The sequence below is a fragment of the Caballeronia sp. LZ033 genome, from assembly GCF_031451265.1.
GTDB lineage: Bacteria > Pseudomonadota > Gammaproteobacteria > Burkholderiales > Burkholderiaceae > Caballeronia.
This window is the reverse complement of sequence record NZ_JARUXQ010000002.1, coordinates 23002-46888: the sequence shown is the minus strand read 5'-3', so window position 1 is coordinate 46888 and position 23887 is coordinate 23002. Positions and strand designations below refer to the sequence as shown.

General features: G+C 66.1%; 14 protein-coding genes. 3 read left to right on the top strand and 11 right to left on the bottom strand.

Going from position 1 to position 23887, the window contains the following annotated elements; all coding sequences use genetic code 11:
• The first annotated feature begins 31 nt into the window (after positions 1-31).
• Positions 32-1285: a cation:proton antiporter gene (locus QCE62_RS15810; protein ID WP_309920088.1), complete on the top strand. Its 1254-nt coding sequence runs from the start codon at positions 32-34 to the stop codon at positions 1283-1285.
• Here QCE62_RS15810 and QCE62_RS15805 read toward each other — a convergent pair.
• The 8 genes from QCE62_RS15805 to QCE62_RS15770 all read right to left on the bottom strand — a co-directional run bounded on the left by QCE62_RS15805 (position 1282) and on the right by QCE62_RS15770 (position 10611).
• On the bottom strand, positions 1282-2199 hold the full coding sequence (locus QCE62_RS15805) for a LysR family transcriptional regulator (protein WP_309920086.1): 918 nt from the start codon (positions 2197-2199) through the stop codon (positions 1282-1284). The genes QCE62_RS15810 and QCE62_RS15805 overlap by 4 nt on opposite strands.
• A gap of 36 nt (positions 2200-2235) precedes the next feature.
• Positions 2236-3570, bottom strand: a complete 1335-nt coding sequence (locus tag QCE62_RS15800; RefSeq protein ID WP_309920082.1) for an MFS transporter — start codon at positions 3568-3570, stop codon at positions 2236-2238.
• An 85-nt stretch (positions 3571-3655) separates the two neighbouring features.
• Complete coding sequence (locus QCE62_RS15795) at positions 3656-4342, bottom strand: isochorismatase family protein (RefSeq protein ID WP_309903726.1); 687 nt, start codon at positions 4340-4342, stop codon at positions 3656-3658.
• A 138-nt stretch (positions 4343-4480) separates the two neighbouring features.
• Complete coding sequence (locus QCE62_RS15790; RefSeq protein WP_309920079.1) at positions 4481-5761, bottom strand: four-carbon acid sugar kinase family protein; 1281 nt, start codon at positions 5759-5761, stop codon at positions 4481-4483.
• Positions 5758-7032 (bottom strand): ribulose-bisphosphate carboxylase large subunit family protein, encoded by a 1275-nt coding sequence (locus QCE62_RS15785; protein ID WP_309920077.1) that lies wholly within the window; start codon positions 7030-7032, stop codon positions 5758-5760. Before QCE62_RS15785 ends, QCE62_RS15790 begins: the two co-directional genes overlap by 4 nt.
• Positions 7029-7568, bottom strand: a complete 540-nt coding sequence (locus tag QCE62_RS15780) for a VOC family protein (protein WP_309920074.1) — start codon at positions 7566-7568, stop codon at positions 7029-7031. The genes QCE62_RS15785 and QCE62_RS15780 overlap by 4 nt, the downstream gene beginning before the upstream one ends.
• 105 nt (positions 7569-7673) lie before the next feature.
• Positions 7674-9551 carry a TRAP transporter large permease subunit gene (locus QCE62_RS15775; RefSeq protein WP_309920071.1) on the bottom strand — a complete coding sequence of 626 codons (1878 nt, stop codon included), beginning with the start codon at positions 9549-9551 and terminating at the stop codon, positions 7674-7676.
• 40 nt (positions 9552-9591) lie between these two features.
• The gene (locus tag QCE62_RS15770; RefSeq protein WP_309920067.1) at positions 9592-10611 is read right to left on the bottom strand and encodes a TRAP transporter substrate-binding protein; all 1020 of its coding nucleotides are present in this window, start codon (positions 10609-10611) and stop codon (positions 9592-9594) included.
• A gap of 242 nt (positions 10612-10853) precedes the next feature.
• Between QCE62_RS15770 and QCE62_RS15765 the strand changes: the two genes are divergently transcribed.
• Together QCE62_RS15765 and QCE62_RS15760 are read left to right on the top strand one after the other, a co-directional pair.
• Positions 10854-11864: a LacI family DNA-binding transcriptional regulator gene (locus QCE62_RS15765; protein ID WP_309920066.1), complete on the top strand. Its 1011-nt coding sequence runs from the start codon at positions 10854-10856 to the stop codon at positions 11862-11864.
• A 31-nt stretch (positions 11865-11895) separates the two neighbouring features.
• Positions 11896-12237, top strand: coding sequence for a YciI family protein (locus QCE62_RS15760; protein ID WP_309920062.1), 342 nt, complete (start codon positions 11896-11898; stop codon positions 12235-12237).
• A gap of 71 nt (positions 12238-12308) precedes the next feature.
• Here the strand turns inward: QCE62_RS15760 and QCE62_RS15755 are convergent, their stop codons facing one another.
• From QCE62_RS15755 to QCE62_RS15745, 3 genes are all read right to left on the bottom strand, one after another.
• A complete protein-coding gene (locus QCE62_RS15755; protein ID WP_309920059.1) occupies positions 12309-12584 on the bottom strand; it encodes a hypothetical protein in 276 nt (91 codons plus the stop codon).
• A gap of 333 nt (positions 12585-12917) precedes the next feature.
• Positions 12918-13844, bottom strand: a complete 927-nt coding sequence (locus tag QCE62_RS15750) for a hypothetical protein (RefSeq protein ID WP_309920056.1) — start codon at positions 13842-13844, stop codon at positions 12918-12920.
• Positions 13845-13896: 52 nt separating this feature from the next.
• Positions 13897-23886, bottom strand: a complete 9990-nt coding sequence (locus tag QCE62_RS15745; protein ID WP_309920053.1) for an AIDA repeat-containing protein — start codon at positions 23884-23886, stop codon at positions 13897-13899.
• Between the last annotated feature and the right edge of the window lies 1 nt (position 23887).

Below are 23887 nucleotides of genomic sequence, written 5' to 3'. Positions count from 1 at the left end.
GCGGTCGTTCATTCACGCACCCCTGAAGTCAATGCCGATTTCCCAGCTATCCGTGTACTTCTTCGCGCAGGCCGCCGTGATCGTCGCCGCAAGCCAGCTGGTGGGACGACTCGCGGGGCGCGTGGGACAGCCGCAGGTCGTCGGCGAGATGATCGCGGGCGTGCTGCTCGGGCCTTCGCTGTTCGGGCTGCTGTTGCCGCACTGGCAGCAGGCGCTGTTTCCGAAGGCCACCATGGGCATGCTGTACGTGGCGGCACAGTTGGGCGTCGGTCTCTATATGTTTCTCATCGGCACCGGGTTTCGCGCGGAACATTTCCGCGCACGCGTCAGGAGTGCGCTGAGTGTATCGCTCGCCGGCATCGTGGTTCCCTTCGCGCTGGCATTCGCGCTCGCGCCCTGGCTGCTCACCATCCCCGGACTGTTCGCCATCAAGGCGCGGCTGTTCGAAGCTTCGTTGTTCCTCGGCGCCGCTATCGCCATCACTGCTTTTCCGATGCTCGCGCGCATCATTCATGAACGCGGCCTCGCCGGCACGTCGCTCGGCACGCTGGCGCTGACCGCCGGCGCATGCGACGACGCCGCCGCCTGGTGCATTCTCGCCATTGTGCTCGCGAGCTTCGGCGGCTCGTGGATGGGCGCGTATACCGCCATTGGCGGCGGCGTCTGCTTCGCGCTGTTCATGATCTTCGCCGGCAACAAGCTGCTGCGCCGCCTGGCGGAAGGCCTCAATCCGGACGCGCCCTTGCCTTCCAGCGTGCTCGCCATCGTGCTCGTTCTGTTCTCGCTGTGTGCGTTCGCCATGGACGCCATCGGCATTCACGCGGTGTTCGGCGGCTTCCTGCTCGGTGTCGCGCTGCCGCGCGGCCCGTTGACGGAGAAACTGCGCGACATGCTCGAACCTTTCGTCGTCGTGTTCCTGCTGCCGATGTTCTTCACTTATTCAGGCCTCAACACGCGGCTCGACATGCTGATGGACCCCGCCATCATGCTTGCCGCGGTAGCTATCCTGCTGGCCTCGTTCGGCGGCAAGGGCATAGCGTGCTGGGCGGCGGCGCGTCTGAACGGCGAGCCTTCCGGCGATGCCATGGCGATCGGCGCATTGATGAACGCACGCGGCCTGATGGAACTCATCATCATCAACATCGGGCTGGCAGCCGGCGTGATCCTGCCGGGCCTGTTCTCCATTCTCGTGTTGATGGCCGTGCTCAGCACGCTGATGGCCACGCCGCTGTTCAACTGGATCGTGCGGCGGCAAGAAGGCATGCGTTCGGCGGTGGCGCGCTAGCGGCGTACCCGGTTGCGCGCCGCGCGCTGCGGCGTGGCGGCCGGCAGTTCGCCGACGAAGGTCTCCACCGACGGGTTGCGCGTGTCGGCCCGCCAGCACACGACCATGTCGATCTCCGTGTCCTTGTCCGCGAGCGGCCGCACAAGCAGGCCGCTGCGCTGAACATTGCGGATGCATTCGGGATAGACGCTCACGCCGGTATTCGCCGCGACCAGGCCGATGATGCCGTCGCTCGTCGAGGCCTCCTGCGCGATGGCGGGCGCGAATCCCGCGCGATGGCAAATGGAAAAGAAGTGGTGACGAAAGGCTTCCCACGAATGCGGCGTGCCGAGCACGAACCGCTCGTGCGCGAGATCGGCGAGACGCAGTGTCTTCTTGCTGTTCAGCGGATGCGCCGCCGGCAGCAGCGCGACCATCGGCTCCCGGCCGAACACGCGAGTCTCCACGCCGGGCGCCGCGAACGGCCCGATCATGAAGCCCACGTCGATGGTCGAATCGAGCATCGCTTCCTTCTGCAAGGTGCTCGGCATGTGGACGAGATCGATGCTGATCGATGGAAACTTCTTGCCGAACGCCTCGATGATCGCGGGCAAGGTGCCGTTGATCGCGAAGTCCATGTACGCGATCCGCAGATGCCCGAGGTTGCCCGCCTCCGCGCGGCGCGCGAGCGTCACGGCCTGATCGATATGCGTGAGCGCGAGCTGGCAGTGCTCGGCGAAGACGCGGCCCGCGTTGGTGAGCTCGACGCGCCGCGTGGTGCGCGCGAGCAGCGCCGCGCCCACCGATTCCTCCAGCGCCTTGATGATGCGGCTCAGCGCCGGCTGGGTCATGTGCAGCCGCTGAGCGGCGACGCTGAACTGGAGCGCGTCCGCGACCGCGAGAAAGGCCCGGATGTGATGGACATCGATACGCATGCTGCGGCGGGCCTCCCTGCGCGCTGAACGAGCGCACTATCTTACCGGCCGGTCCACCGAACGCAGCGTGACCAGCGTGCCGATCACCAGCAAGGCCGATACGACGAACAAGCCGTTGTTGAGACTCCCCGTCATGCTCTTGACGAAGCCGAGCATGCTCGGGCTCGCAAAGCCGCCGAGCAGCCCAAGGCTGTTGATGAACGCGATGGTGCCCGCCGCCGCGCGCGTGCCTGCGAGGAAGTCGGTGGTAATGGCCCAGAAAAGCGGCTGCAGCGTGAAGATGCAGGCGGTCGCCACGCTGATGCAGGCGAGCGCCAGCGTCAGGTCCGTGCCCGTGCCGCTGATGGCCGACAACGCCGCCGCGCCGATCAACGCACAGCCGGCCGTGTGCCAGCGGCGCTCGCGGGTGCGGTCCGAGTGACGGCTCACCAGCACCATCGTGACGGCCGCGACGCCGTAGGGAATCGCCGAGAACAGGCCGATCGACCATGCATCGGTGACGCCCGCGCCGCGAATCAGCGCAGGCAGCCAGAAGCTGATCGCATAGACGCCGCAGATGAACGTGAACCACACGAAGGCCAGCGCATAGATGCGCGCGTTCTTCAGCGCGCCGCCGAAGCCGTGCCGCTCGAACATGGATGCGGTGTCGCGTTCACCATCGAGTTGATGCTGCACGAGCGCCTTTTCGGTGTCACTGAGCCAGCGTGCATCGCGCGGCTTGTCATCGAGATAGAAGAACGCGGCGATGCCGAGCAGGCACGACGGCAATCCTTCCACCAGGAACAGCCACTGCCAGCCTTGCAGACCGTGCAGGCCGTCGAGATTGTTCAATGCCCAGCCCGATACCGGACCGCCGAGCACGCCTGCCATCGCCACGGCGGTCAGGAACAGCGCCATCACGCGTCCGCGACGCTCCGCCGGATACCAGAACGTCAGGTAATAGATCATGCCCGGGAAGAAGCCCGCTTCGAAAACGCCGAGCATGAAGCGCATCACATAGAACGCCGTGGGCGACTTCACGAACATCATGCCGGCCGATGTCAGGCCCCACAGCAGCATGATCCGGATCAGCGTCTTGCGCGCGCCGATGCGTTCAAGAATGAGATTGCTGGGCACTTCAAAGAGAAAGTACCCGGCGAAGAAGATGCCCGCGCCGAGCCCGTACACCGCGTCGCTGAAGCCGAGGTCGGTGCGCATCTGGATCTGCGCAAAGCCGATGTTGATGCGGTCCAGATAAGCCGCCACGTAGCAGATGAACAGAAACGGAATCAGCCGCCATGTGATGCGACGATACGTGGCGTTGACCATCGCGGAGGAATGCGGCGCGCTATCGTCCGTGAGGATTGCGCCCGGTAAAGCACTTTCGTTCATTGCCCGTTCTCCAGTAATGAGTCGCGTCAAACCGAGCACTTGCGCGCGGACACGGCCGGCGAACCGGTCCGCGTCCGCGCCATGCTTAGCCCTTCACCGAATGCAGATAGTCCACGCAGCGGTCCACCGATTCGACATCCGCAAACTTCGCGTCGATGTCGAACAGATTCCATTCGACCGCGCCCGGCACGCGATCCCCGATGCACTCGCGCACCGCAATCGTGCGGAAACCTTCGGCGAGGCCATCGCACAGCGTCGTGCGCACGCACGCCGATGCGGTGACGCCGGTGACGAGGATCGTGTCGACGCCCGCGGCGCGCAGGAAGCCGGCGAGATAGGTGCCGTGGAACGAGCTCGCGCGCTTCTTCACGAGCACTTGTTCGCCCTCGATCGGCGCGATGCGCGAGTCGATGGCCCACAGGTTTTCATCGGCCTGGGAGACGACGTCGACGGGGATCTTGTTGTGCCACAGCCCCATGTCGGTATGCGGGTTGTTGCGGTCGGTGACCTGATAGCACGTGGTGACGTGGATCACCGGATGACCGTTCGCACGGCATGCAGCGAGCAGGCGCTGCACGCCCGGAATGATCTGCTCATCGATGTTTTCGCACGTGAATGGATTGCCCGGGCGGGTCCATGCGTTCGCGAGATCGACGTTGACCAGCGCGGGCTTCTTGCCGAACCCCACGCGCCGCTGAAAGCCGCGCTGTTGATAGAGTTCGGTGGCTTCCGCAAAGGCTTGCGCCAGCATCTCGTTCAATCCTGCATTCATGTCTTCAATCTCCGAAAGTTTCTCTGTGACGCATGTGCCATGTGTGTCGGCAGAAAAACTATAGGAGCGACATTATTACTAGTCTATTTACTGTTTTGCTGGGTTTATTACCTCTTCTGGTATGAATTGCGCGGTGCCTCAGCGCACGATGCCTGCGACGAAATCCTCGAAGAGTTCCGCACCGCCCATCTGCCCGCCCTTCAGCATCAAGTCGATGCGGTGCGTCGCCGGGTCATCGGAGTGCACGCGGCACACCGTGACGCCAGAGGCCAGTGTCGCCAGACACGACAAACCCCACGCTTTCAACGCATGCACGCCGAGGCTCGACGTATCGCCTCCCGCGATGCCGATGCGCCGGGGCGCGGCGCGTTCGATCACTGCGCGCAGCAGTGCCGCGCAGGATTCGGCGAGCGGTTCGCCCTCGGAGTGTTCGTGATGCGGCGTGCGGCACGTGAAGGCCAGTACGTGCATGCCCTTATGCAGCGCTTCGACAATGCGCCCACAACGTTCACTTCGATACGACGGCGAAGCCATCTCGCGCGGGTCGAGTTCGATGCGATGAAACGAACGCGCGGCATCGATCTGCGCTGCGGTCATCGGCGAGAGACTGCCTGCGAGAACGAACACAGGCGATTGAGCCGGACCGAACGCAGCCACCGCTTCCCCGTCGTGATCTGAAGCCGAAGCAAGCGTCCAAGCCTGTGCGACACTGCTCGCGCCCACTGCCAACACGGGTTCACTCGCCGCCCGTTCATGCATCTCCAACCCGATGCGGCGCAGATGCGTGTCGTCGAGCACGTCGAAGAGCAGCGGCGTGCCCGAGTGCATGTCAATCACCTCTTTCAACGCCGCATCCGGCAACGCGTATGCACGCCAGTCGATCGCGCCGATACGCATGCCCAGCCGCTCGAAATGCAGACGAAGATCCGCTTCGTGCATCGGCGTGACCGGATGACGGCTCATGGCCGGGTGACGATCGATGCGATGCACCTCCGCGCCGCCTGCCGTCGCGAACAGCGTCCCGAACGCGCAATAGCGCCCAAGGTTCGGCTGCCCGCCGATGATCGGCACGAAAGGATTCGTGAAGCGTTCGCGCAGACACGTCATCGCGACTGCGATGTTGCCGGTTTCAGGCGCGCTGTCGAAGGTCGAACAGACCTTGTAGTGCATCACGCGTACGCGCAGCGCCGAGAAAATTTCAGCGGCTTGCCGTATCTGCGCGCGCAGGGGCGACGGCGCAAGCGTTCGAGCCGCGCCCGCGAGACCGATGGCATCGAGCGGTCCAAGCTTCGCGAGACGTTCGGACGTAGGCGGCTCGACGAACAGCATCGCGCGCAGCCCGGCGCGATGCAGCGTGGCAAGCGTATCCGTGGCGCCGGTGAAATCGTCGCCATAGAAGCCGTAGGGCGCGACGCTCATGCGCGGCTGCCGAAGAAAGCGAGCGCCGCCGAGAGTTCAGGCGCATGCCGCGCGTAGTCGTCCAGCGATATGCCCTGCCGCACCGCGTCCCATGCCTGCCGCACGCTCGCCACGCCGGCCGCGACACCGCCCGGATGCCCGAGCATGCCGCCGCCCGACATGAAGAGCAGATCGTCACTACGCATGGCATCGAACGTAACGGGCGCGGTGCCGGCCCATTGACCGGATGAGAATGCGGGCAGCACGGCATCGTCGAGACCTTCGGCCAAAGCTTGCGCGCACGCGCGCGCCGAGGCGATGACTTCCTCATCGGCTTGTGCGAACTTGCCCGCGAGTCCATGCACATGCATATGATCGACGCCCGCGAGACGCCACAGCGTCTGATACGCGGCGAAGGACATGCCGAGCGCAGGATCGCGCGACATCATCCCGTAGCCGTTGCGGTGCGCGTGCAGCACGAGGGGCGTTGAGCGCCGCAAGGTCTCGATTGCCGAGAAGCCGCACCAGTTGATGCTCGCCATCACGCACGACCCGCCTTCGCGTTCGACGAGATCCGCATGACGGCGCATTGCATCGACTTCGTCGGTGATGTTGAACGCGATCATCACGTTCCTGCCAGTCTTTTCGCGGTAGGCACGCACTTCCGCCATGACCGCGCGCACGCGTGCTTCGATCGGCGCATGCAACGGATTGGCGCTGATCTCGTCGTCCTTGATGAAGTCGACGCCCGCTTCGCACAGACTGCGTACGAGCTGCGCCGTCTCGTCCGCCGTGAGACCGACGTTCGGCTTGATGATGGTGCCGATCATCGGTCCGCTTGCGACGCCGGTCAGCTTGCGCGTGCCCGCGACGCCATGCGGCGGCTGGGGGAATTGCGTGCGGTATCCAGCCGGCACGCGCACGTCGAGCAAGCGCAGCCCCGTGGTCTCGCCGAGATCGTAGAGATTGCCGGCGACGGTCGCCGCCAGCGTCGGCAGATTGACGCCGATGTTCGCGACCGGAAACCGCAACGTGATGCGCGCCCTTCGATACGGCCCGCCGATGTGCTGACGCTCCAGCCACGCGCTGCGCAGCGAAGGCTGCGCGAGTGGCTCCTCTTCACGGATGCTGAGCACCACGGCGCGACTGCGCGCCCGCAGTGCATCGCTCTCACCCGCCACGCGCACGAAGGTGCCGCTCGACTGCTCGCCCGCCATGATGTCCGCGACCTTCGCGGGATCGAGCGGCGTCTCGACGAGGTAATCGGCCTCGATGAATTCGTCCGCGTTCATAGGCTGCTCAGTGCAGGAAACGGACGCACGGCCTGCTTGCCGTCCCAGTCGAGCGAGGCCTGGCGGATCAGGTCGAACAGCTTGCCCTTCGGCCCTGCAATCTCCGACAACTCGATCACCGTGCCCGGATGGGTTTCGGTATCGAAGTAGACGAAGCGGCCGTTCTCGCCTACCTTGCCGCTCATCGCCACTTCGAAACCTTGCTGCGTGAGGCGTTCGAGATCGGCGTCGAAATCGGTGGTCCAGTAGGCATTGTGTTGCAGGCCGGTGTGACCCGCCGCGAGGAAGTCGCGATACATCGAAGGCGCGTCGTTGCGCGTCTGGATCAACTCGACTTGCAGGCTGCCCGAGTTCGCGAGTGCAACCGAGTTGTGCACCTCGTACGATTGCCCGCGATAACGATAATCCTCGATAGGCACGCGTTCGTTATAGAACCACGGCCCGACGCCGAGCACGCGGCTCCAGTAGTCCATGGCGGCCTCGATGTCGCGCACGACGTATCCGGCCTGGCGAATCTCGCCAAAGAATCGGCTCATTGTGTTGTTTCCTTTTTGATGATGCGGCGGCGAGGGCGCGCGAACGCCCCCGCCGGCGCGCAGTACGCGCCAGCGCCGCCGATAGTTGTCATTGCAACTGGTGCTTCAGAGAAAACCGGTGGAGATCCAGGGCACTGCAGCGATCACGATCAGACCGATGACCAGCGCGGCCATATAGCCTGCGATCGGGCGAATGCCCTTGTCGGGATCGACTTTCGCGACCGCGCACGCCGAGTAATAGCCGACGCCGAACGGCGGCGAGAACAGGCCGACGCCCATCGAGAGAATCACGACGATCGCATAGTGAATCTCGTTGACGCCCGCCATGCGCGCGATGGGGAACAGCAGCGGGCCGAACAGCACGATGGCCGGAATGCCTTCCAGCACGCTGCCGAGCAGGATGAACACGATGATCGAGATGCCGAGGAACGCATACGCGCCGCCAGGCAGCGCGGTCATCAGCTGCGCGAGGTCCTGCGAGAAGCCGGATTGCGTGAGCGCCCAGGCCATGGCCGTGGCGCAACCGATGATGAAGATGATCGCGCCGGAGAGCGTCGCTGCTTCCACCAGCATGCGGCCGAGTCGCGACCACTCGAACCGCCGGTACACGAGCAGGCCGACGATCATCGAGTAGACGATGCCAATGGTCGAGACTTCCGTCGCGGTCGCGATGCCTTCCACGACCGCCGCGCGAATCACGAATGGCAGTGCAAGCGCGGGCAGCGCGATCACGAAGAGCCGGCCGATCTGCTTGCGGCCAAGACGCGGAGCATGGCCCACGTTCTCCTTGCGATAGCGCAGCCACACAACGAAGCACAGCATCGCGGCGAGCACGGCGGCGGGCAGCAGGCCTGCCGTGAACAGCGCGGAGATGGAAAGCCCGGTCACCGAGCCGATGGTAATCAGCACGATGCTCGGCGGCACGGTCTCGGTTTGCGCGCCGGCTGTGGAGAGCAGCGCCACGAGATCGCCTTCCTGTGCGCCGCGCACTTTCATTTCGGGGAACAGCACGGGCGCGATGGCGGCCATGTCGGCGACCTTTGAACCCGAGATGCCCGAGACCAGATACATCGTGCCGATCAGCACATACGACAACCCGCCGCGCACGTGCCCGACGAGGCTCGCGAGGAAGTGGATCATCGCGCGGGCCATGCCGGTCATCTCGATCATGAGGCCGAGGAACACGAACAAGGGCACGGCGAGCAGCACGAGATGCGACATGCCTTCGTCCATGCGTCCGACGATGACTTCCAGCGGCGTGAAGGTCGTGAGTCCGAGATAGCCGAAGGTGGCCAGCGCAAAGGAGAAACAGATGGGCACGCCGGAGAAGATGCCGACCGCCACCACGCCCACGAAGAACACGATCAGATTGGCCTTGCCGATGCTCTCGAACCAGGGCGCGAGCCACACGAAGGTACCGGCGACGACAGCCGTCATCAGGATCGCGACGAGCACATGGCGCAAGCGAGCCACGCTGGCGAGCCGGATGAAGCCGACCAGCAACATCAGCGCCGCGCCGACCGGCAAGGCAAGCGCGCGCCACGCGCCGCTGATTTCGAGCGCGGGCGTGACGATCGCCATTTCGCCGGATGCGTAGCCGTATGCGGGCACGAGCACCAGACCGAGACAGCCGAGCGAAAGCACGATGGCGAGCGTATCGACGAACGCACGGCGCGCCGGCGAGAGCCGGCTGACGAGCGCCGTCATGCGCATGTGCTCGCCGCGCCGCAACGCGAGCACGGCGCCGAGCATGGACAGCCACAGGAACATCATGCCGGCGAGTTCATCGGACCAGACGAGGGGCGCGTGCATTACGTAGCGGCTGATCACGCCCGCCAGCAGCACGACGATTTCCGCCGTCAGCAACAGCGCGCATGCGCCTTCGACGAGTGCGATCAACGCGCGGTCGCAAGCACGCAGCAGACGGCGCGCGCCGACGGGTTCGAGATGTCCTTGCGTGGAACTCAAGGCCGGGTTCGCCATGAAGATGTCTCCGAAACGGACGGCATGATCGGGGGCAGTGTCAGGCCAGCTTGCCTGTATAGCCTTCGAGCAGGCTCCACGCCTCGTTGCCGAACTTGCCCTTCCACTGGCCGTAGAAGTTCGCCTGGCGCAAGGCGGCGCGGAACGTGTCCGGGGCGGGGCGGTTGATCGCGAGGCCTTTCGACTGAAGATCGGCCACGGCGGCGTCGTTGAGCTTGCGAACGTCTTCGCGTTGGCGGATGGCGGCCTGGTTGAACGCATCCGCGACGATGCCTTGCAGATCCTTCGGCAAACGCGCCCATGCGCGCTGGTTCAGCACGAACCAGTAACCGTCCCACATGTGATTGGTGAGCGAGCAGTACTTCTGCACTTCATAGAGTTTCGCGACCTGAACGATGGGCAGCGGGTTTTCCTGTGCATCGACGATGCGCGTCTGCAATGACGAATACACCTCGCTGAATTGCAGGCTCGTGGGCGCGGCGCCGAGCCCCTTGAACATGTCGACGGACAGCGGACTCACCGGCACGCGGATCTTGAGACCGCGCATGTCGGCGGCGCTGGCGATCGGGCGCGCGCTGGAAGTCGTCTCACGAAAGCCGTTGTCCCACATCTTCTCGAACGATTCGAGCCCGGCCTTTTGCATCGACGCACGCACGAATGCGCCGAGCTTGCCGTCCATCGCGCCCCAGACCTGGTTGTAGTCGGCGAAGGCGAAGCCCGTGGCGTTGATGGCGGCCACGGGCACGAGCGTCGAGACCACCAGCGCCGATGGCGTGAACATCTCGATGCCGCCGCTGCGCACTTGCGCGAGCATGTCGGTATCGCCGCCGAGCTGATTGTTCGGAAAGATGCGGATTTCCATGCGGCCCTTCGACGCTTCCTTCACCTGGTCCGCCGCTTCTTTTGCGCGGATGTTCAGCGGATGGGTCATCGGCAGGTTGTTGCCGTACTTGAAGACGTATTCGGCGGCAGCGGCGCGGGTGATGGCGGGAAAAGCCAATGTGCTTGCTGCACCTGCGGCTGCTGCGCGCAGCAGCGTGCGTCGGCGTGAATCGATCATGCTCGTCTCCTTGCTTTTATTTGATGCGATTTCCAGGTCCATCAGAAACCGTCATAACGCGGGTTTGTACTGATCGCCGGGGTTTGCTGTCTGGCGTTAGCTTCGCTACGTTGGTGAACAAAGACTACGGGTGAGGGGTGGTGGCGTCAAACTCATAACTTGATGGTTTCTGATGGCTTTGCGGTTTTCTTGAGGAGTTTGGAGTGAGTGCGGTAACGCCGTTGTTTCCACCACGCGCCCGCGTGGCCGACATTGCGCAGGCTGCGGGCGTATCCAGTGCAACCGTCGATCGCGTGTTGAACGGGCGGCCCGGCGTGCGGGCGAATACGGCCGCCAGAGTGATGCAGGCCGCTGCGCGGTTGGGGTATTCGATCGAGGCGCCGGAGAAGATCGCGACGGGCAAGCCGATGCGGATCGCGTTCCTGTTGCCTTCCGGGACAAACCGGTATTTGCGCATGCTCGGAGATTACATCGAGTTCGCGCAGAATCAGTGGACCGCGCAAGGCATGAAGTGCCGCGTCCACTACGTCGAGAGCTTCAATCCGGATGAACTGGCGGCGCGGTTGCTGCAGTACGGGCGCAAGGCGGATGGCATCGTGTTCATGGCGCTGGAGCATCCGGTGGTGCGCGATGCGGTCAATGCACTCGCTGACGAAGGCGTGCCGGCTATCACGTTGATTTCAGATCTGTCGAATTCGCGAAGGCTCGCTTATGTCGGGATCGATAACCGGTCAGCGGGACGCACTGCGGGCTTGCTGCTCGGGCGCTTCATGGGTCCGCGGCCGGCGGGGAAGATTGCGATGCTGGCAGGGAGTCTCAACTATCGCGGGCATGAAGAGAGGGAGATCGGTTTCCTGCATTTGATCGAATCGACGTTTCCTCTGCTGCGTGTGATCGGCTTGCGCGAAGGTCATGACGACAGCGAACGCAATTACTTGCAGACACGGAACCTGCTGCAGCAGCATCCGGATCTGGCAGGGGTTTATAACAGCGGCGGCGGGTCAGATGGGGTCGCGCGGGCGATCGTCGAGGCGAAGACGGAGCAGAAGATTCTGTTCGTCGGGCATGGGCTGACACCGGATACCCGGGCGCTTCTGATCGACGGGACCATGGACGCGCTGATTACGCAGACGCCGCAAGCCATGGTGGGGAATTGCCTCAGGATCTTCGACAACGTTCGGCAAGCGCAGGATGCGATGGATGGGGTCAAGCCGGTGATGTTCAGTATCGTGCTGCGGGAGAATTTGCCTTGAGGGGTGGTGCTCACGTTCGGAGGATTTGAAGATGACGAAGTATCTGATCTCCTTTCCCGCATCGGCGATGGTCGTTGCCGATGAAGACATGGCGGCGGTCGGCGAAGCGGCGCGCTCGGTCATCAGGGAAGCGAAGAGCGCCGGCGTGTATGTGTTCGGCGGCGGGATCAATGCGGACGTCGCTCCGCTGATGGTGGCTGCTGACGGTGCGGTCACGAACGAGACCTACCCGCAGACCAGAAAGTTCGACGGCGGCTTCTGTGTGCTGGAACTGCCGTCGCGCGAAGCCGCCGTGCAATGGGCCGCGAAGATCGCCAAGGCTTGCCGATGTTCGCAAGAGCTTCGCGAGTTCGGGTATGACAGGGAGAGTTGAGGCGTTGACGCCCAAGCCGTCGAGCCGTTGGAGTGCAGAGCGAGCGGAATCAGAATTCCGCCCTCCCGAACTCAATAACGCGGCCGTACGTGACCTGTCTGCCCGGTATAGGGATTCAGATTACCTTGTGACGAGTAGTTGTTGTACATCGTATTGTCAGGCGCGGTTCGGTGATAGGGCTCCACGTAGGTCCCGTTGCTACGTGTATAACCGCTGACTTGTTGATCGCTACCATACAAGCCACCGTTGTTGCCATAAGCGGAATGCGACGGTTGATTGCCGTAGTATTGCGCGAACGAAGGTACGCTGATGCACAGCGACGCTGCGAGCAAGGCGAGTTTTTTCATTTTGGTCTCCAGGTTGGGGGTCAATGCGCTTCCACCGCGCCAGTATGGTATCGGCACGCTGCTGCCAAGGGCTGAGCACATTCCGCTTGATCTGCAAAGCTCCCGCAAGGTTGTCGTGAAGATTGACTTCAGTACGGCGCAGCAACCGCGGCTCATAGTGCTTGCCTCAAGCGTTTTCGAGCCGTTTGAATAACGCCTCATGCTCGAAATGGATTTTGGCGATACGCGTCCGATAATGCTCTTCCGTAGGTCCCTGCGTTTCCGCGGGCGCTCTGCGAGCCGCACGCCGCAGCGCTTGCCGCTTTGCTGCGAGCTTGATCCGTGTGCGCTGTCTCATGAGCTGGACGAGACGGCGGCCAAGCTTCCCGTACCTTCCACCCCGCCGAAAACCGTCGGGTTGTGATGCGTCGTTTGAGATATAACCTCGAGCAACTGCTTGCGGGCTGCTTTCGCGGCCCGCGATCTTGCTGACGGATGTTGAATCCGGTAGCACAAGAACCTTCCGTGAAGTTCGAATTCCCATAGTTGAGTCCGCGGAATGCCCGCTTCTTCCCAGTGTCGGCGGCCCACGCAAACCTTCCCATCACCCGCGATCGGGAAGAACTCACGCCTGATGCCAACCGTATCCATCCCGTTCGCGAAGATGACGACATCGGGTCTGAAATGATCGAGTTGTACGTCCAGCAACTGTTTGGAGAGGCGCTTGACGAGTGAGAAGTGCTCCGAGTTGCGAGGAGACTTTCCGCCCGAGTCGAAGCAGAGCAGGTTCGAGTAAATGAGCCCTCCCTCACTGCCGACACTTCGCGCCAAGGCGCGCATGAAGTTGAAGAAGGTGTCGCCCCTATCCTGACCTTTCTTCGCCATGGCTCTGCCGAAGAAATCCCGATGCTTCGAGAGTGCCTTCGTTACATATACGCTGGCCCCTCCACCGTCGTGCATGACATTCCAGCCGTTGCCACCATACTCTCTGCCGATGACCATGATGCGCCGCGCGTCGGGATCGCTCGGGCCGTTCACGAGAAAGGGCGTCGAGAGCCTGCGCTCTTTTGCCTCAACGTGATTCAGGAACGCCGGGTCCAGCGTCTCCAGAATCTCGGAATAGCGCTTTTCAAGTATTGCGTCCATCGTTTCGCTATCGGCTCCAATGTGTGCTCTTTGATTTTCGATGATTCTTGCGCTCACGTTCAACGACGGAAATTGTACTGACCCGTTAATGGATGATGCGCCATCCATCTCCTTGCCAGAAAAAAAGCCCGCCAAAAATGGCAGGCTCCTTCCTACCCAGCGCACACTCCCGCGCGCGCCTTCCCCCTTACCACTTCCAGTTCACCCCCGCGACGCCGCTGTAGTCCTGCTCATGCTTGCCAAAATCCACGGCAGCACGCGCAAACACCGAAGCATGCTTCCCGATCTCCCACGACCCACCCGTCGCCACATGCCCGACGGTGCGCGCCAGCGGCGTACCCGACACCTGGTACACCGACCCCGGCGCCGTCGCGAACGCGGCATTGAGCTGCTGGTCGAGACTGCCGAAACGCTGCTGCACGTTGACATCCACTTCCCACGTGTTGCTCGCGCCGCTCGCCCGCTTCTGCTTCAGCAAGTAACGCACGCCCGCGATGCCCGTCGTCGCGGCCTGGCTGCTGCCCTGATAGACGAGATCGAAGTCGTTGCCCTTGCCTTCGCCAAAACCATCCTGGCTGTAACGGCCCACACGCATGCCGAGATACGGCTGCACCATCATGTCGTCACGCAGATGCAGGTTGAGACCGCCTTCCGCATAAGCCGTCGTCGAACGCGTCTCGACGCTGCCTTGCGGCGTGCCCGACATGCCATCGATCGCCACCACGCGGTTCACCGAATTGCTCCAGCGTCCGATGCCCGCCATGCCGCGCGCAAAGAAGGGCTGCGCCGCCGGTTGCCATGCGCCATAAACCAGCGCCTGCCAGCCGTTAGCATGACCGCTCGAACCCGGCGTGTTGAAGCCCAGGTCGCTGTAGTCCGCATCGACGGCCACGCCCGCGCGCACATCACGCAGTACTTCGCGGTCGAAGCCGATCGCAAGCGAGCTCGTACGCGCATCCAGCGCATGGCTGCCGAGCGCTGCATCGCCCGAGGCGTGCGACTGGCCGTAACGCACCGTCGCCCACACATCGTTCGACGGACGCTCCAGCCCCGCCTGCGTCAGACGCTCGCCCACCGTGTTGCCGAACGCCTCCGTGCTCTGCCGCGTGATGCGCAACAGGCCGGTAGCTTCGTCGCCGGTCATCTGCGACAGCGCCGACTGCGCACCCGCCTTCGTCGCGTAGAGCAGCTTGTCGGTCACGGCATTGCCGCCGGCCGCGAGAATGCGGTTCAACGCGCTCGCCACCTGCAACTGGTTGCGATTCTGGCCAACCATGCCGAAGCCCGCGAACTCGCCCGTCTGATAGAAGATCGACGCGATCTTCAAGGTCAGATCCACTTCCTGCGGCGCGTAGCTGAGCGTCGGCACGAGGTACGCGTAGTCCATCGAGACGCCCGCAAACGAGCCGGTAAGCGCGCCCGTGTAGCTCAGGATCGTGTACTTCGTGTTGACCTTCCACGCATCCGGCACGGCGTTCACGACGACCGTCGCGCCGCCGTTCGCCCCGCTCTGCGCGATGCTGACATCGCCCGTCACCGCGACGCTGCCCGTCTGGCCCGCCGCATTCGCGCCGACCGCGAACACCGAGCCGTCGTTGAACGCGAGGTTGCCGTTCACATGCAGCGTCTGGCCCGGCGTCGTCGCGGCGAGCGTGCCGCCCGCGTTGATCGACGCATTGCCGGTCAGCGTGCCGCTCCCCTTCAGCAAGCCGCCGCTGTTCACCGCGACGTTCGCCGCCGTGACCGTATCGACCTGCACCGTACCGCCGTCATCGACGATGCCGAGGCTCGCGCTCGCGAGGTTCTGCACCAGACCGCCGGCCGTCACGTGCACGCCGGCCACGTCGCCGTCGCCGGTCAGCGTGGCGCCGCTGTTCACCAGCGTATTGCTGACGAGCGCGCCCGCGTTCACACGCTGCACGCCGCCCGCATTCAGCGTCGTGTCCTGCGCCGTGCCGCCCGAGCTGACCACCTGCGTGCCGCCGTTCACCGTCGTGCCGCTCGCGATGCCGTCCGCCTGCACTTCCTGCAACGCACCGCTGTTGATCGTCGCGCCGCCCGCGTAGCCGCCGAACGCCACTTGCTGAACACCGCCGCTGTTGACCACGGTGTTGTACGCATAGCCTTCGATCGCGCCATCGACGTATTGCAGGCCGCCCGCGTTGACGGTCGTGTCGTTCGCCACGCCGCCCGCGAGGATGTTCTGCGTGCCGCCCTCGACGGTCGTCCAGCGCGCGGAGCCGCCCGCGCTCAAGGTCTGCGTGCCGCCGGAAGTCAGCGTCGTGACCATCGCGACGCCGCCCGAACTCACGTTCTGCGCGCCGCCGTTCGACACCGTCGTGCCCTGCGCCACACCGCCCGAGGTCAGCGTCTGCGTGCCGCCCGAGATCGTCGTGTTGCTGGCGACGCCCGCGACCGTCTGGCTGCCGCCCGCGGCAATCGTCGTGTCGAGCGCGTTGGCGCCCGATGCAACCTGCTGCACGCCGGCCGCACCGATGCTCGCACCGGTCGCCGAGCCGCCCGCCGACACGCGCTGCACGCCGCCGACGATGACCGAGCGCATCGACGCGCCACCCGACGACACACGCTCCGTGCCGCCCGAGCCGACTTGCGTGCCGCTCGCGACACCGCCCGCCAGCACGTCGAACACGCCGCCGTTCTCGACCAGCACGTTCGATCCGACATTGCCCGCGACCTGGAACGCGCCGTTTGCATTGCTGCCGCTCACGGTCGCCGAGGTATTGGTGACGATGGCCGCGCCGGATGCCTGGCTGAGCGTCGCGCTGCCCGCGCTGCCGACGGTGGCCTTGCCGCCGCCCTCGACCACGATGCTGCCCGCCGCGCCGCCGCTCGATACCGTCAACGCGCCGCCGCTGTGCACCACGGTGCCGCTGGCCGTGCCGCCCGAGGCGACCGTCTGCTGGCCGCCGTTCGACACCACGGCTTGCGTCGAACTGCCGCCCGACGAAACGGCTTGCGTACCGCCGCTCGAAATGTTCGTGCCGCTGACGTTGCCGCCCGCGAGCACGGTCTGCGTGCCGCCGTCCGTCACCGAGACGCCGTTGGCCGCGCCGCCCGAGCTCACGTACTGATTGCCGCCGCTGCCGAGCGTCACCGAGCCGGCATTGCCGCCCGACGACACGCGCTGCACGCCGCCCGCGCTGACGACCGTGCCGGTGGCCGTGCCGCCCGACGCCACGTCCTGCACGCCGCCGCTAGCCACCGTCGTGGTCAACGCGGTCGCGCCGGTCTGCACGGTTTGCAGGCCGCCGCCTTGCACCAGCGTCGATACCGCGCTGCCTCCGGCCGCAAGGTTCTGCACGCCGCCCGAAAGAATCGACGTCGCCGAGGCCACGCCGCCCGATTGCACCAGCTGCACGCCGCCGCCCGATACCGCCGTGCCGCTCGCCTTGCCGCCCGATGCGACGCTTTGCGTGCCGCCGCTCGTGACGCTCGCTTGCGTCGACAGTCCGCCCGACGCCACGGTTTCGACACCGCCCGCGCCAATCGTCGTGCCGCTTGCCTGGCCGCCCTTGCTCACGACCTGCGATCCGCCCGCGCTGATCACGCTGCCGCTGGCCACGCCCGCCGATGCCACCGTCACCGCGCCGCCCGAGCCGATCTGCGTATCGAGCGCCTGTCCGCCGGAGCCGACCGACACCTTGCCCGCCGAGCTGACTTGCGTGGCGTTCGCGGTGCCGTTCACGACCTGCTTGCCGCCGGCGACCACGGCGTCGTCAGAAACGCCGCCTGCCGCAACGGTCTGCGTGCCGCTTGCGAGGACCGTCGTGCCGCTGGCCGTGCCGCGCACGGTCTGCGTGCCGCCGGACACCATCGTGCCCGACGCGACGCCGCCCGATGCCACGGTTTCAAGACCCGCGCTGCCGACATGCGTATCGAGCGACTGACCGCCCGACAGCACCGTAAAGCTGCCGCCGTTCTCGACGAGCAGGCCCGAGGCAACGCCGCTCATCACGCCAAAGGTGCCGAGCGTGTTGGAGCCGTTGAGGATGGTCGCGGACGTGTCCGCGACGAGCGCGCCGCCTGCCTGCTGCATCACTGCGCTGGCATAGGCGCCGCCGGATACCGTCAGCTTGCCGCCGCCATCGATGAGGGAAATCAAAGCGCTGCCGCCCGACTGAACGGTCTGCGCGCCGCCCTCGCCGATGAAGGTAAAGCCCGCGGCGCCCGACGACGCGACAGTCTGCGTGCCGCCGCTGCTGATCGTCGTGAAGCCCGCGATGCCGCCGGACTGCACGTTCTGCGCACCGCCGCTTTCGATGGTCGCGCTCGTCGCCGAGCCGCCCGCCGCGATTTCCTGCGTGCCGCCCGAGATCACCGACCCGAGCGCCCAGCCCGACACGCTCTGCGTGCCCGAAGTCCCCACCGTGACGCCTCGGGCAAGACCGCCCGACTCGACGGTCTGGACCGCACCGCTCGCCACGCTGCCGGCCGATGCCAGGCCGCCGCTCGAGATCATCTGCGTGGCATTTGCGCCGGTAAGCGTCGTGTCTTCCGCCGTGCCGCCCGAAGCGACCGTCTGCGCACCGGACACCACGGTGCCGCTCACGTTGCCGCTGACGATCTGCGTACCGCCCGCGTCGATCGTGCCGCCCGATGCGTAGCCGCCCGCATCGACCGTCTGCTGGCCGCCGCTCGCGACGTGCGTGCCCGAGACCGTGCCGTCAGTGGAGACTTCCTGCACGCCGCCCGCCTGTACTTCGGTATCGTTCGACGTGCCGCCGAAGGCCACGATCTGCTGTCCGCCTTCGCCGATCTGCGTCCCGCTCGCCACGCCCGCCACCTGAACGACCTGCAGGCCGCCCGAGAGCACCGTGCCCAGCGCAGTGCCGATTTGCACGTCCTGCACGCCGCTGGTCGTGACCGTCGTGCCGCTCGCGACGCCGCCCAGCACGTGCTGCACGCCACCCGAGCCGACGTTCGTGGCGGTCGCGGTCGCGCCATTCAGAACGTTTTGTTCGCCGCCCGCCGTAACCACCGTGCCCGTCGCGCTGCCCGCGACCGATTGCGCGCCGCCCGAGAGCACCGCGCCGCTCGCAAGGCCGCCTGCGCTGATTGTCTGCGAGCCGCCCGCGAACACCGTCGTGCCGCTGGCGCTGCCGCCCGAAGCCACGTTCTGCGCGCCGCCGCTGGACACCGACGTAGCGCTTGCCACGCCGCCTTCCGTCACCTGCTCGACACCGCCCGAGCCGACCTGCGTGCCGCTCGCCGTACCGTTCGACGCCACCGTGAGCTGGCCGCCGTTCTCGACGAGCACGTTGGACGCGAGGTTATCGATGATCGAGAAATCGCCGTTGGCGTTGTGACCGCTGACGGTCGCGCCGGTGTCCGCGATGAACGCGGCGCCCGACTTCTGGTCGAGGCCCATCGCGGTTGCGCCCGCGGACACGGCGATCGTGCCGCCGCTCGATACCGTGGTCATGCTCGCCACGCCGCCCGACAGCACGGATTGCAGCCCGCCCGACAGCACCGAAGCCGCATTCGACACACCGCCCGCGTCGAGCACCACCGCACCGCCGGAGGAAATCATCGCGTCATTGAGCGTGCCGCCCATCGATGCGCTGACCAGACCGCCCGCGCTCACTTGCGTGCCGTCGGCCTGGCCGCCGTCGCTGACGCTCTGCACGCCGCCCGCATACACCGCGGTCCCGGTCGCCACGCCGCCCGATACGTTCTGCACGCCGTTCGCCGTGACCTGCGTGCCGCTGGTGTTGCCGCCCGATCCGACGTTCTGCGCGCCGCCGCTGACGACCGTATTGGTCGCCGAGCCGGAGACGTTCTGCGCGCCGGATAAGATCGTCGTGCCGTCCGCATTGCCGCCTGCCAGCACCGTCTGCGTGCCGCCCGAAATCACGGCGCTCGTGGCCGTCGCGCCATCGGCGACCGTCATCGAACCCAGCGCCTTGATGATCGTGCCCGACGCCGTGCCGCCGAGATTCACCGTCTGCACACCGCCCGCCGCGACGACCGTGCCGCTCGCGACGCCATCGACGTCCTGCTCGCCGGCGACCGTCGCGTTGATCGACGCTGCGCCAACCGCGACCGTCTGAACACCGGATGTCTTGACCTGCGCGCCGGTCGTCACGCCGCCGGTCTGCACCGCTTCCTGCCCGCCGCTGCCGACAATCGTGCCCGTCGACGAACCGCCCGCCAGCACGGTGAGACTGCCGCCGTTCATGACCGTCACGCCCGACGCCATATTGCCGCTGATGCGGAACGACGAGCCGTTCGGACCCGTGCCCGAAAGCAGGCCGGCGGTATCGGCGGTGAGGATCGCGCCGTCCTGCTGATTGACGTTGAGCGCCGAACCGCCCGCGCTCAGCGTGAGCGCGCCGCCCGAATTCATCGTCAGGCCGCCGACGACGCCGCCCGCATCCACGGCGACCGTGCCGCCGCTGCGGACCGTGCCGGCGCTCGCGCTTCCGCCCGACATCACTTCCTGCTGACCGCCCGCGACGGTCGTGAAGTTCGCCACGCCGCCCACGCCGACTTGCTGCGTGCCGGCTGTGATCGTCGTGCTGGTGGCGGTGCCGCCGCTCGACAGCACCTGCGTGCCGCCCGCGACCGACGTGCCTTGCGCCACGCCGCCGCTCACGTTCTGCGTACCGCCCGACGACACGATGGTGCCGCTGGCGAGCGCAGCCGTCGCGACGGTCTGCGTGCCGCCCGCGAGCACGGTCGCGCCGTTCGCCGTGCCACCGCCCGAGATCGTCTGGGTGCCGCCGGAAATCGTGTCCTGCGAGGTCACGCCGCCGTTCGCGACGGTTTCCGTGCCATCCGCGCCGATCGTGCTGTAGCTCGCCGAGCCGCCGCCCAGGACGGCGAGCGTGCCGCCCGCCGAGACTTCGGTGCGCGTCGCCGAGGTGCCCGCCGACACCTTCAGCGTGCCGCCGTCCACCTGCGTGCCGTTCGCCGTTGCGCTGTTGGTCAGCGTGATCGTGCCGCCCGTCAGCACCGTCGCCGAGGTCGTGCGGGCGCCGCTGCCATGAACCGCCTGGCTGCCGCCCGCCGACACCGTCGCGGCCACGCTCGAGCCGCTCACGTCTTCGACGCCGCCCTGGATCTGCGTGCCCGAGGCATAACCCGAGACGGCAATCGTCTGGGTCGCGCCCGCCGAGATGACCGTGCCGTTCGCATGGCCGCTCGTGACCACCTGGCTCGCGCCCGCCTGCAGTTGCGTGCCGGCCGTCGTGCCGCCCACCACGTTGACGACCGTGCCGTTCGCCGCCACCGTGCCGCTGGCCGTGCCGCCCGACACCGTCAGCGTGCCGTTGTTGAACTGCGTCGCGAAGGTCGTGCCGCCGTAGATCGTCTGCGCGCCGCCCTGCACCACGGTGCCGCTCGTCTGGCCGGTCCAGACTTCCTGCGTCGCGCCCGCGCCGACGGTCGTACCCACCGACAGCCCGCCGTTCACGCTCTCGTAACCGCCGCTTTGCAACTGCGTGTTGCTGGTGACGCCGCCGCGCACGTAGACGTCGCCGCCCGCGGTGACGATCGTGTCGTTGGTCACGCCGCCCGAGGTCGTGAGCACGCCCGAGTTGGTGACGGTCGCATTGTTGAGCACACCGCCGCTCACGACAGCGTTACCGCCGCTGTTGATCGTCGCGCCCTGCGCCACGCCGTCCGCGACGATCAGGCTGCCGCGGCTGTTGACGGTCGTCGCGCTGGCGAAGCCGCCGGAGAGCACGGTGAACTGGCCGCCGTTCTCGGCGATCACGTTCGATGCGTAGTTCCCGCTGACGATGAAGTCGCCGATCGAGTTGTGCGCGTCGGTGATCGTCGCCGAGGTGTTGGTGATGAGCGCACCGCCCGCGTCCATCGTCACGGTTTGCGCGTTGCCGCCCGCATCCACCGCGAAGGTGCCGCTGTTGGCGACCGTCGTGGAGGTGGCGATGCCGCCGCTGTTGACCGTCACGCGGCCGCCCGAGCCGACCGTCGTCGAAACGGCGGAACCGTCGCCGAGCACCGTGAGATTGCCGGTGTATTCGATCACCAGGTTGGTTGCGACGTTGTTCGCCACGCTGAAGTCGCCGTGCGTGTTCGAACCGTTCGAGATCGTCGCCGACGTGTTGGTGATGAGGCCCGCGCCCGCGCTCTGGTTCACGAGGTTCGCCGAACCGCCCGCGTCCACCTGCAACGTGCCGGCCGAGAGCAGCGTGTCGTTCGCGAAGCCGCCTTCGTTGACCGTCAGCTTGGCCGCGCGGCCGTCGAGCATCACGCCCGAGGCAACGTTGCTCTGCACCCAGAACATGCGGCCGTCCGCCGTCTGCGCGTCGGTGATGTTTGCCGAGGTATTCGTGACGATCTGGCCGCCTGCGCCCTGCACGATCGTATCGGCCGTGCCGTTCGCATCGACCTGGAAGATGCCGCCCGCCGAGTACACGGTGTCGTGCGCCGAGCCGCCCGCCAGCACGGTGAGATGACCCGTGTCGGTGAGCTGCATATGCGTGGCGAGGTTGTCGGCGATCGTGAAGTCCGTGCCGTCCGTACGCGTGTTGGTGCCTGCGAGCACGGTCGAGGAGGTCGTCGCGACCAGGCCGCCGCCCGAGTTCTGCACGATGCCCATCGCCGTGCCGCCCGATTCCACTTCGAACGTGCCGCCCGAGTTGATGGTGCCCGACGTCGCGCTGGCGCCCGCGGCCACGTCGATCCGGCCGCCAGCCGCGACCGTCGCGTTGTTGGTCGCGCCGCCCGAATTGACGGTCTGCGTGGCATACGTGCCGCTGACCAGCGTGTTATCGGCGATGCCGCCCGACAACACCGTGTCCTGCGCCGCGTAGCCGACCGTCGTGCCGCTCTCGACGCCGGCCACCGTCTGTCTTGCAAAGTAGGCGGCGGTGCCGCTCAGCACCGAGTCGTTGGCCGTGCCGCCCGCGAGCACGCTTGCGTTTGCGTTGTTATTGATGTGCGCGTTCGACAGCGTGCCGCCCGCCGACACGGTCACGCCGCCGCCGGAGTTGACGATGGTGCCGTCCGCCGCGCCGCCCGCGACGATCTGGTTGCCGCCAGAGTTGATGGTTGCCGCAGTCGCGCTGCCGCCGGCCGAGACGACCTGACTGCCGCCCGAGGTGACGGTCGCGATGTCCGAGTAACCGCCATTGGAGATGGTTTGCGTGCCGCCGCTCGTGATCGTCGTGTTGGTGGCGAGGCCGCCATCGACGTTCTGCGTACCGCCGCTCGTGATGAGCGACGAAGTCGCCCGGCCGCCGTTCACATTCTGGGTACCACCGAGGACTTGCGTGGCCGTGCTCTGGCCGCTGGTCAACACGTTTTCCACGCCGCCCGCGCTGACCACGGTGCCCGACGAGCGCTGTCCGGAGAGCACGTCGAGCTGGCTGCCGGCGCTCAGTACGAAGCCGGTGGCGGTGCCGCCTGCCACGTTGAAGGTGCGGTTGCCGGCATCGGTGCCGGTGAGCGAACCGGAAGTCGTCGCCGAGATCACCGAACCCGAGGACAGCACGATGCCGCTCGCCGTCGCGCCTGCTTCGAACAGGGCGGTGCCGCCCGCGGAGACCGTCACGCTCCTGGCCGTGCCGCCCGCCTTGACGTCCTGCAGGCCGCCGTTCAGCACCGAGGTGCTCGACGCAACACCGCCGCTCAGCACGTTCTGCGTGCCGCCGCTCTGGATCGTCGATCCGCTGGCGACGCCCCCGCTCACGTTCTGCGTGCCATACACGGTCGCTGCGTTCGCCGCGCCGCCCGTCACGTTCTGCGTGCCGTCCGTGTTGATGCGGGTCGACGCCGCCGTGCCGCCCGTCTGGACGGTCTGGATGCCGCCGGAGTTGATGGTCGTCGACGTGGCCGTGCCCGCGACGCTCTGCAAGCCGGCTGCGTTGACCGTCGTCAGCATCGACGTGCCGCCCGAGGCGAGATGCTGCTCACCGCCATCGCTGACCGTCACGCCCGACGTGCGGCCGCCCGCGGCGACCGTCTGCACACCGGATGTCACCGACTCGTTGGAGACCGTCGAGCCGCTGGACACGGTTGCGGTGTAATCGGTGGGTTGCGGCGTGGCGGGCACGGCGAGGGCCGGCGCGGCGATGAGCGCCTGCAAGCCCAGCATCGAGAACAGACCGGCGAGCAGGCGCGAGGCGCGCTGTCTGCGGCTGCCGAAAATGTGCAGGCAGAATTTACGGCGATAAGTAAGCGGCTTCATT

What these genes read in the sequence shown, in the direction of transcription:
- QCE62_RS15810 (WP_309920088.1), top strand. Translation starts at nt 32, where the DNA reads ATGCCGATTTCCCAGCTATCCGTGTACTTCTTCGCGCAGGCCGCCGTG.
- QCE62_RS15805 (WP_309920086.1), bottom strand. Translation starts at nt 2,199, where the DNA reads ATGCGTATCGATGTCCATCACATCCGGGCCTTTCTCGCGGTCGCGGAC.
- QCE62_RS15800 (WP_309920082.1), bottom strand. Translation starts at nt 3,570, where the DNA reads ATGAACGAAAGTGCTTTACCGGGCGCAATCCTCACGGACGATAGCGCG.
- QCE62_RS15795 (WP_309903726.1), bottom strand. Translation starts at nt 4,342, where the DNA reads ATGAATGCAGGATTGAACGAGATGCTGGCGCAAGCCTTTGCGGAAGCC.
- QCE62_RS15790 (WP_309920079.1), bottom strand. Translation starts at nt 5,761, where the DNA reads ATGAGCGTCGCGCCCTACGGCTTCTATGGCGACGATTTCACCGGCGCC.
- QCE62_RS15785 (WP_309920077.1), bottom strand. Translation starts at nt 7,032, where the DNA reads ATGAACGCGGACGAATTCATCGAGGCCGATTACCTCGTCGAGACGCCG.
- QCE62_RS15780 (WP_309920074.1), bottom strand. Translation starts at nt 7,568, where the DNA reads ATGAGCCGATTCTTTGGCGAGATTCGCCAGGCCGGATACGTCGTGCGC.
- QCE62_RS15775 (WP_309920071.1), bottom strand. Translation starts at nt 9,551, where the DNA reads ATGGCGAACCCGGCCTTGAGTTCCACGCAAGGACATCTCGAACCCGTC.
- QCE62_RS15770 (WP_309920067.1), bottom strand. Translation starts at nt 10,611, where the DNA reads ATGATCGATTCACGCCGACGCACGCTGCTGCGCGCAGCAGCCGCAGGT.
- QCE62_RS15760 (WP_309920062.1), top strand. Translation starts at nt 11,896, where the DNA reads ATGACGAAGTATCTGATCTCCTTTCCCGCATCGGCGATGGTCGTTGCC.
- QCE62_RS15755 (WP_309920059.1), bottom strand. Translation starts at nt 12,584, where the DNA reads ATGAAAAAACTCGCCTTGCTCGCAGCGTCGCTGTGCATCAGCGTACCT.
- QCE62_RS15745 (WP_309920053.1), bottom strand. Translation starts at nt 23,886, where the DNA reads ATGAAGCCGCTTACTTATCGCCGTAAATTCTGCCTGCACATTTTCGGC.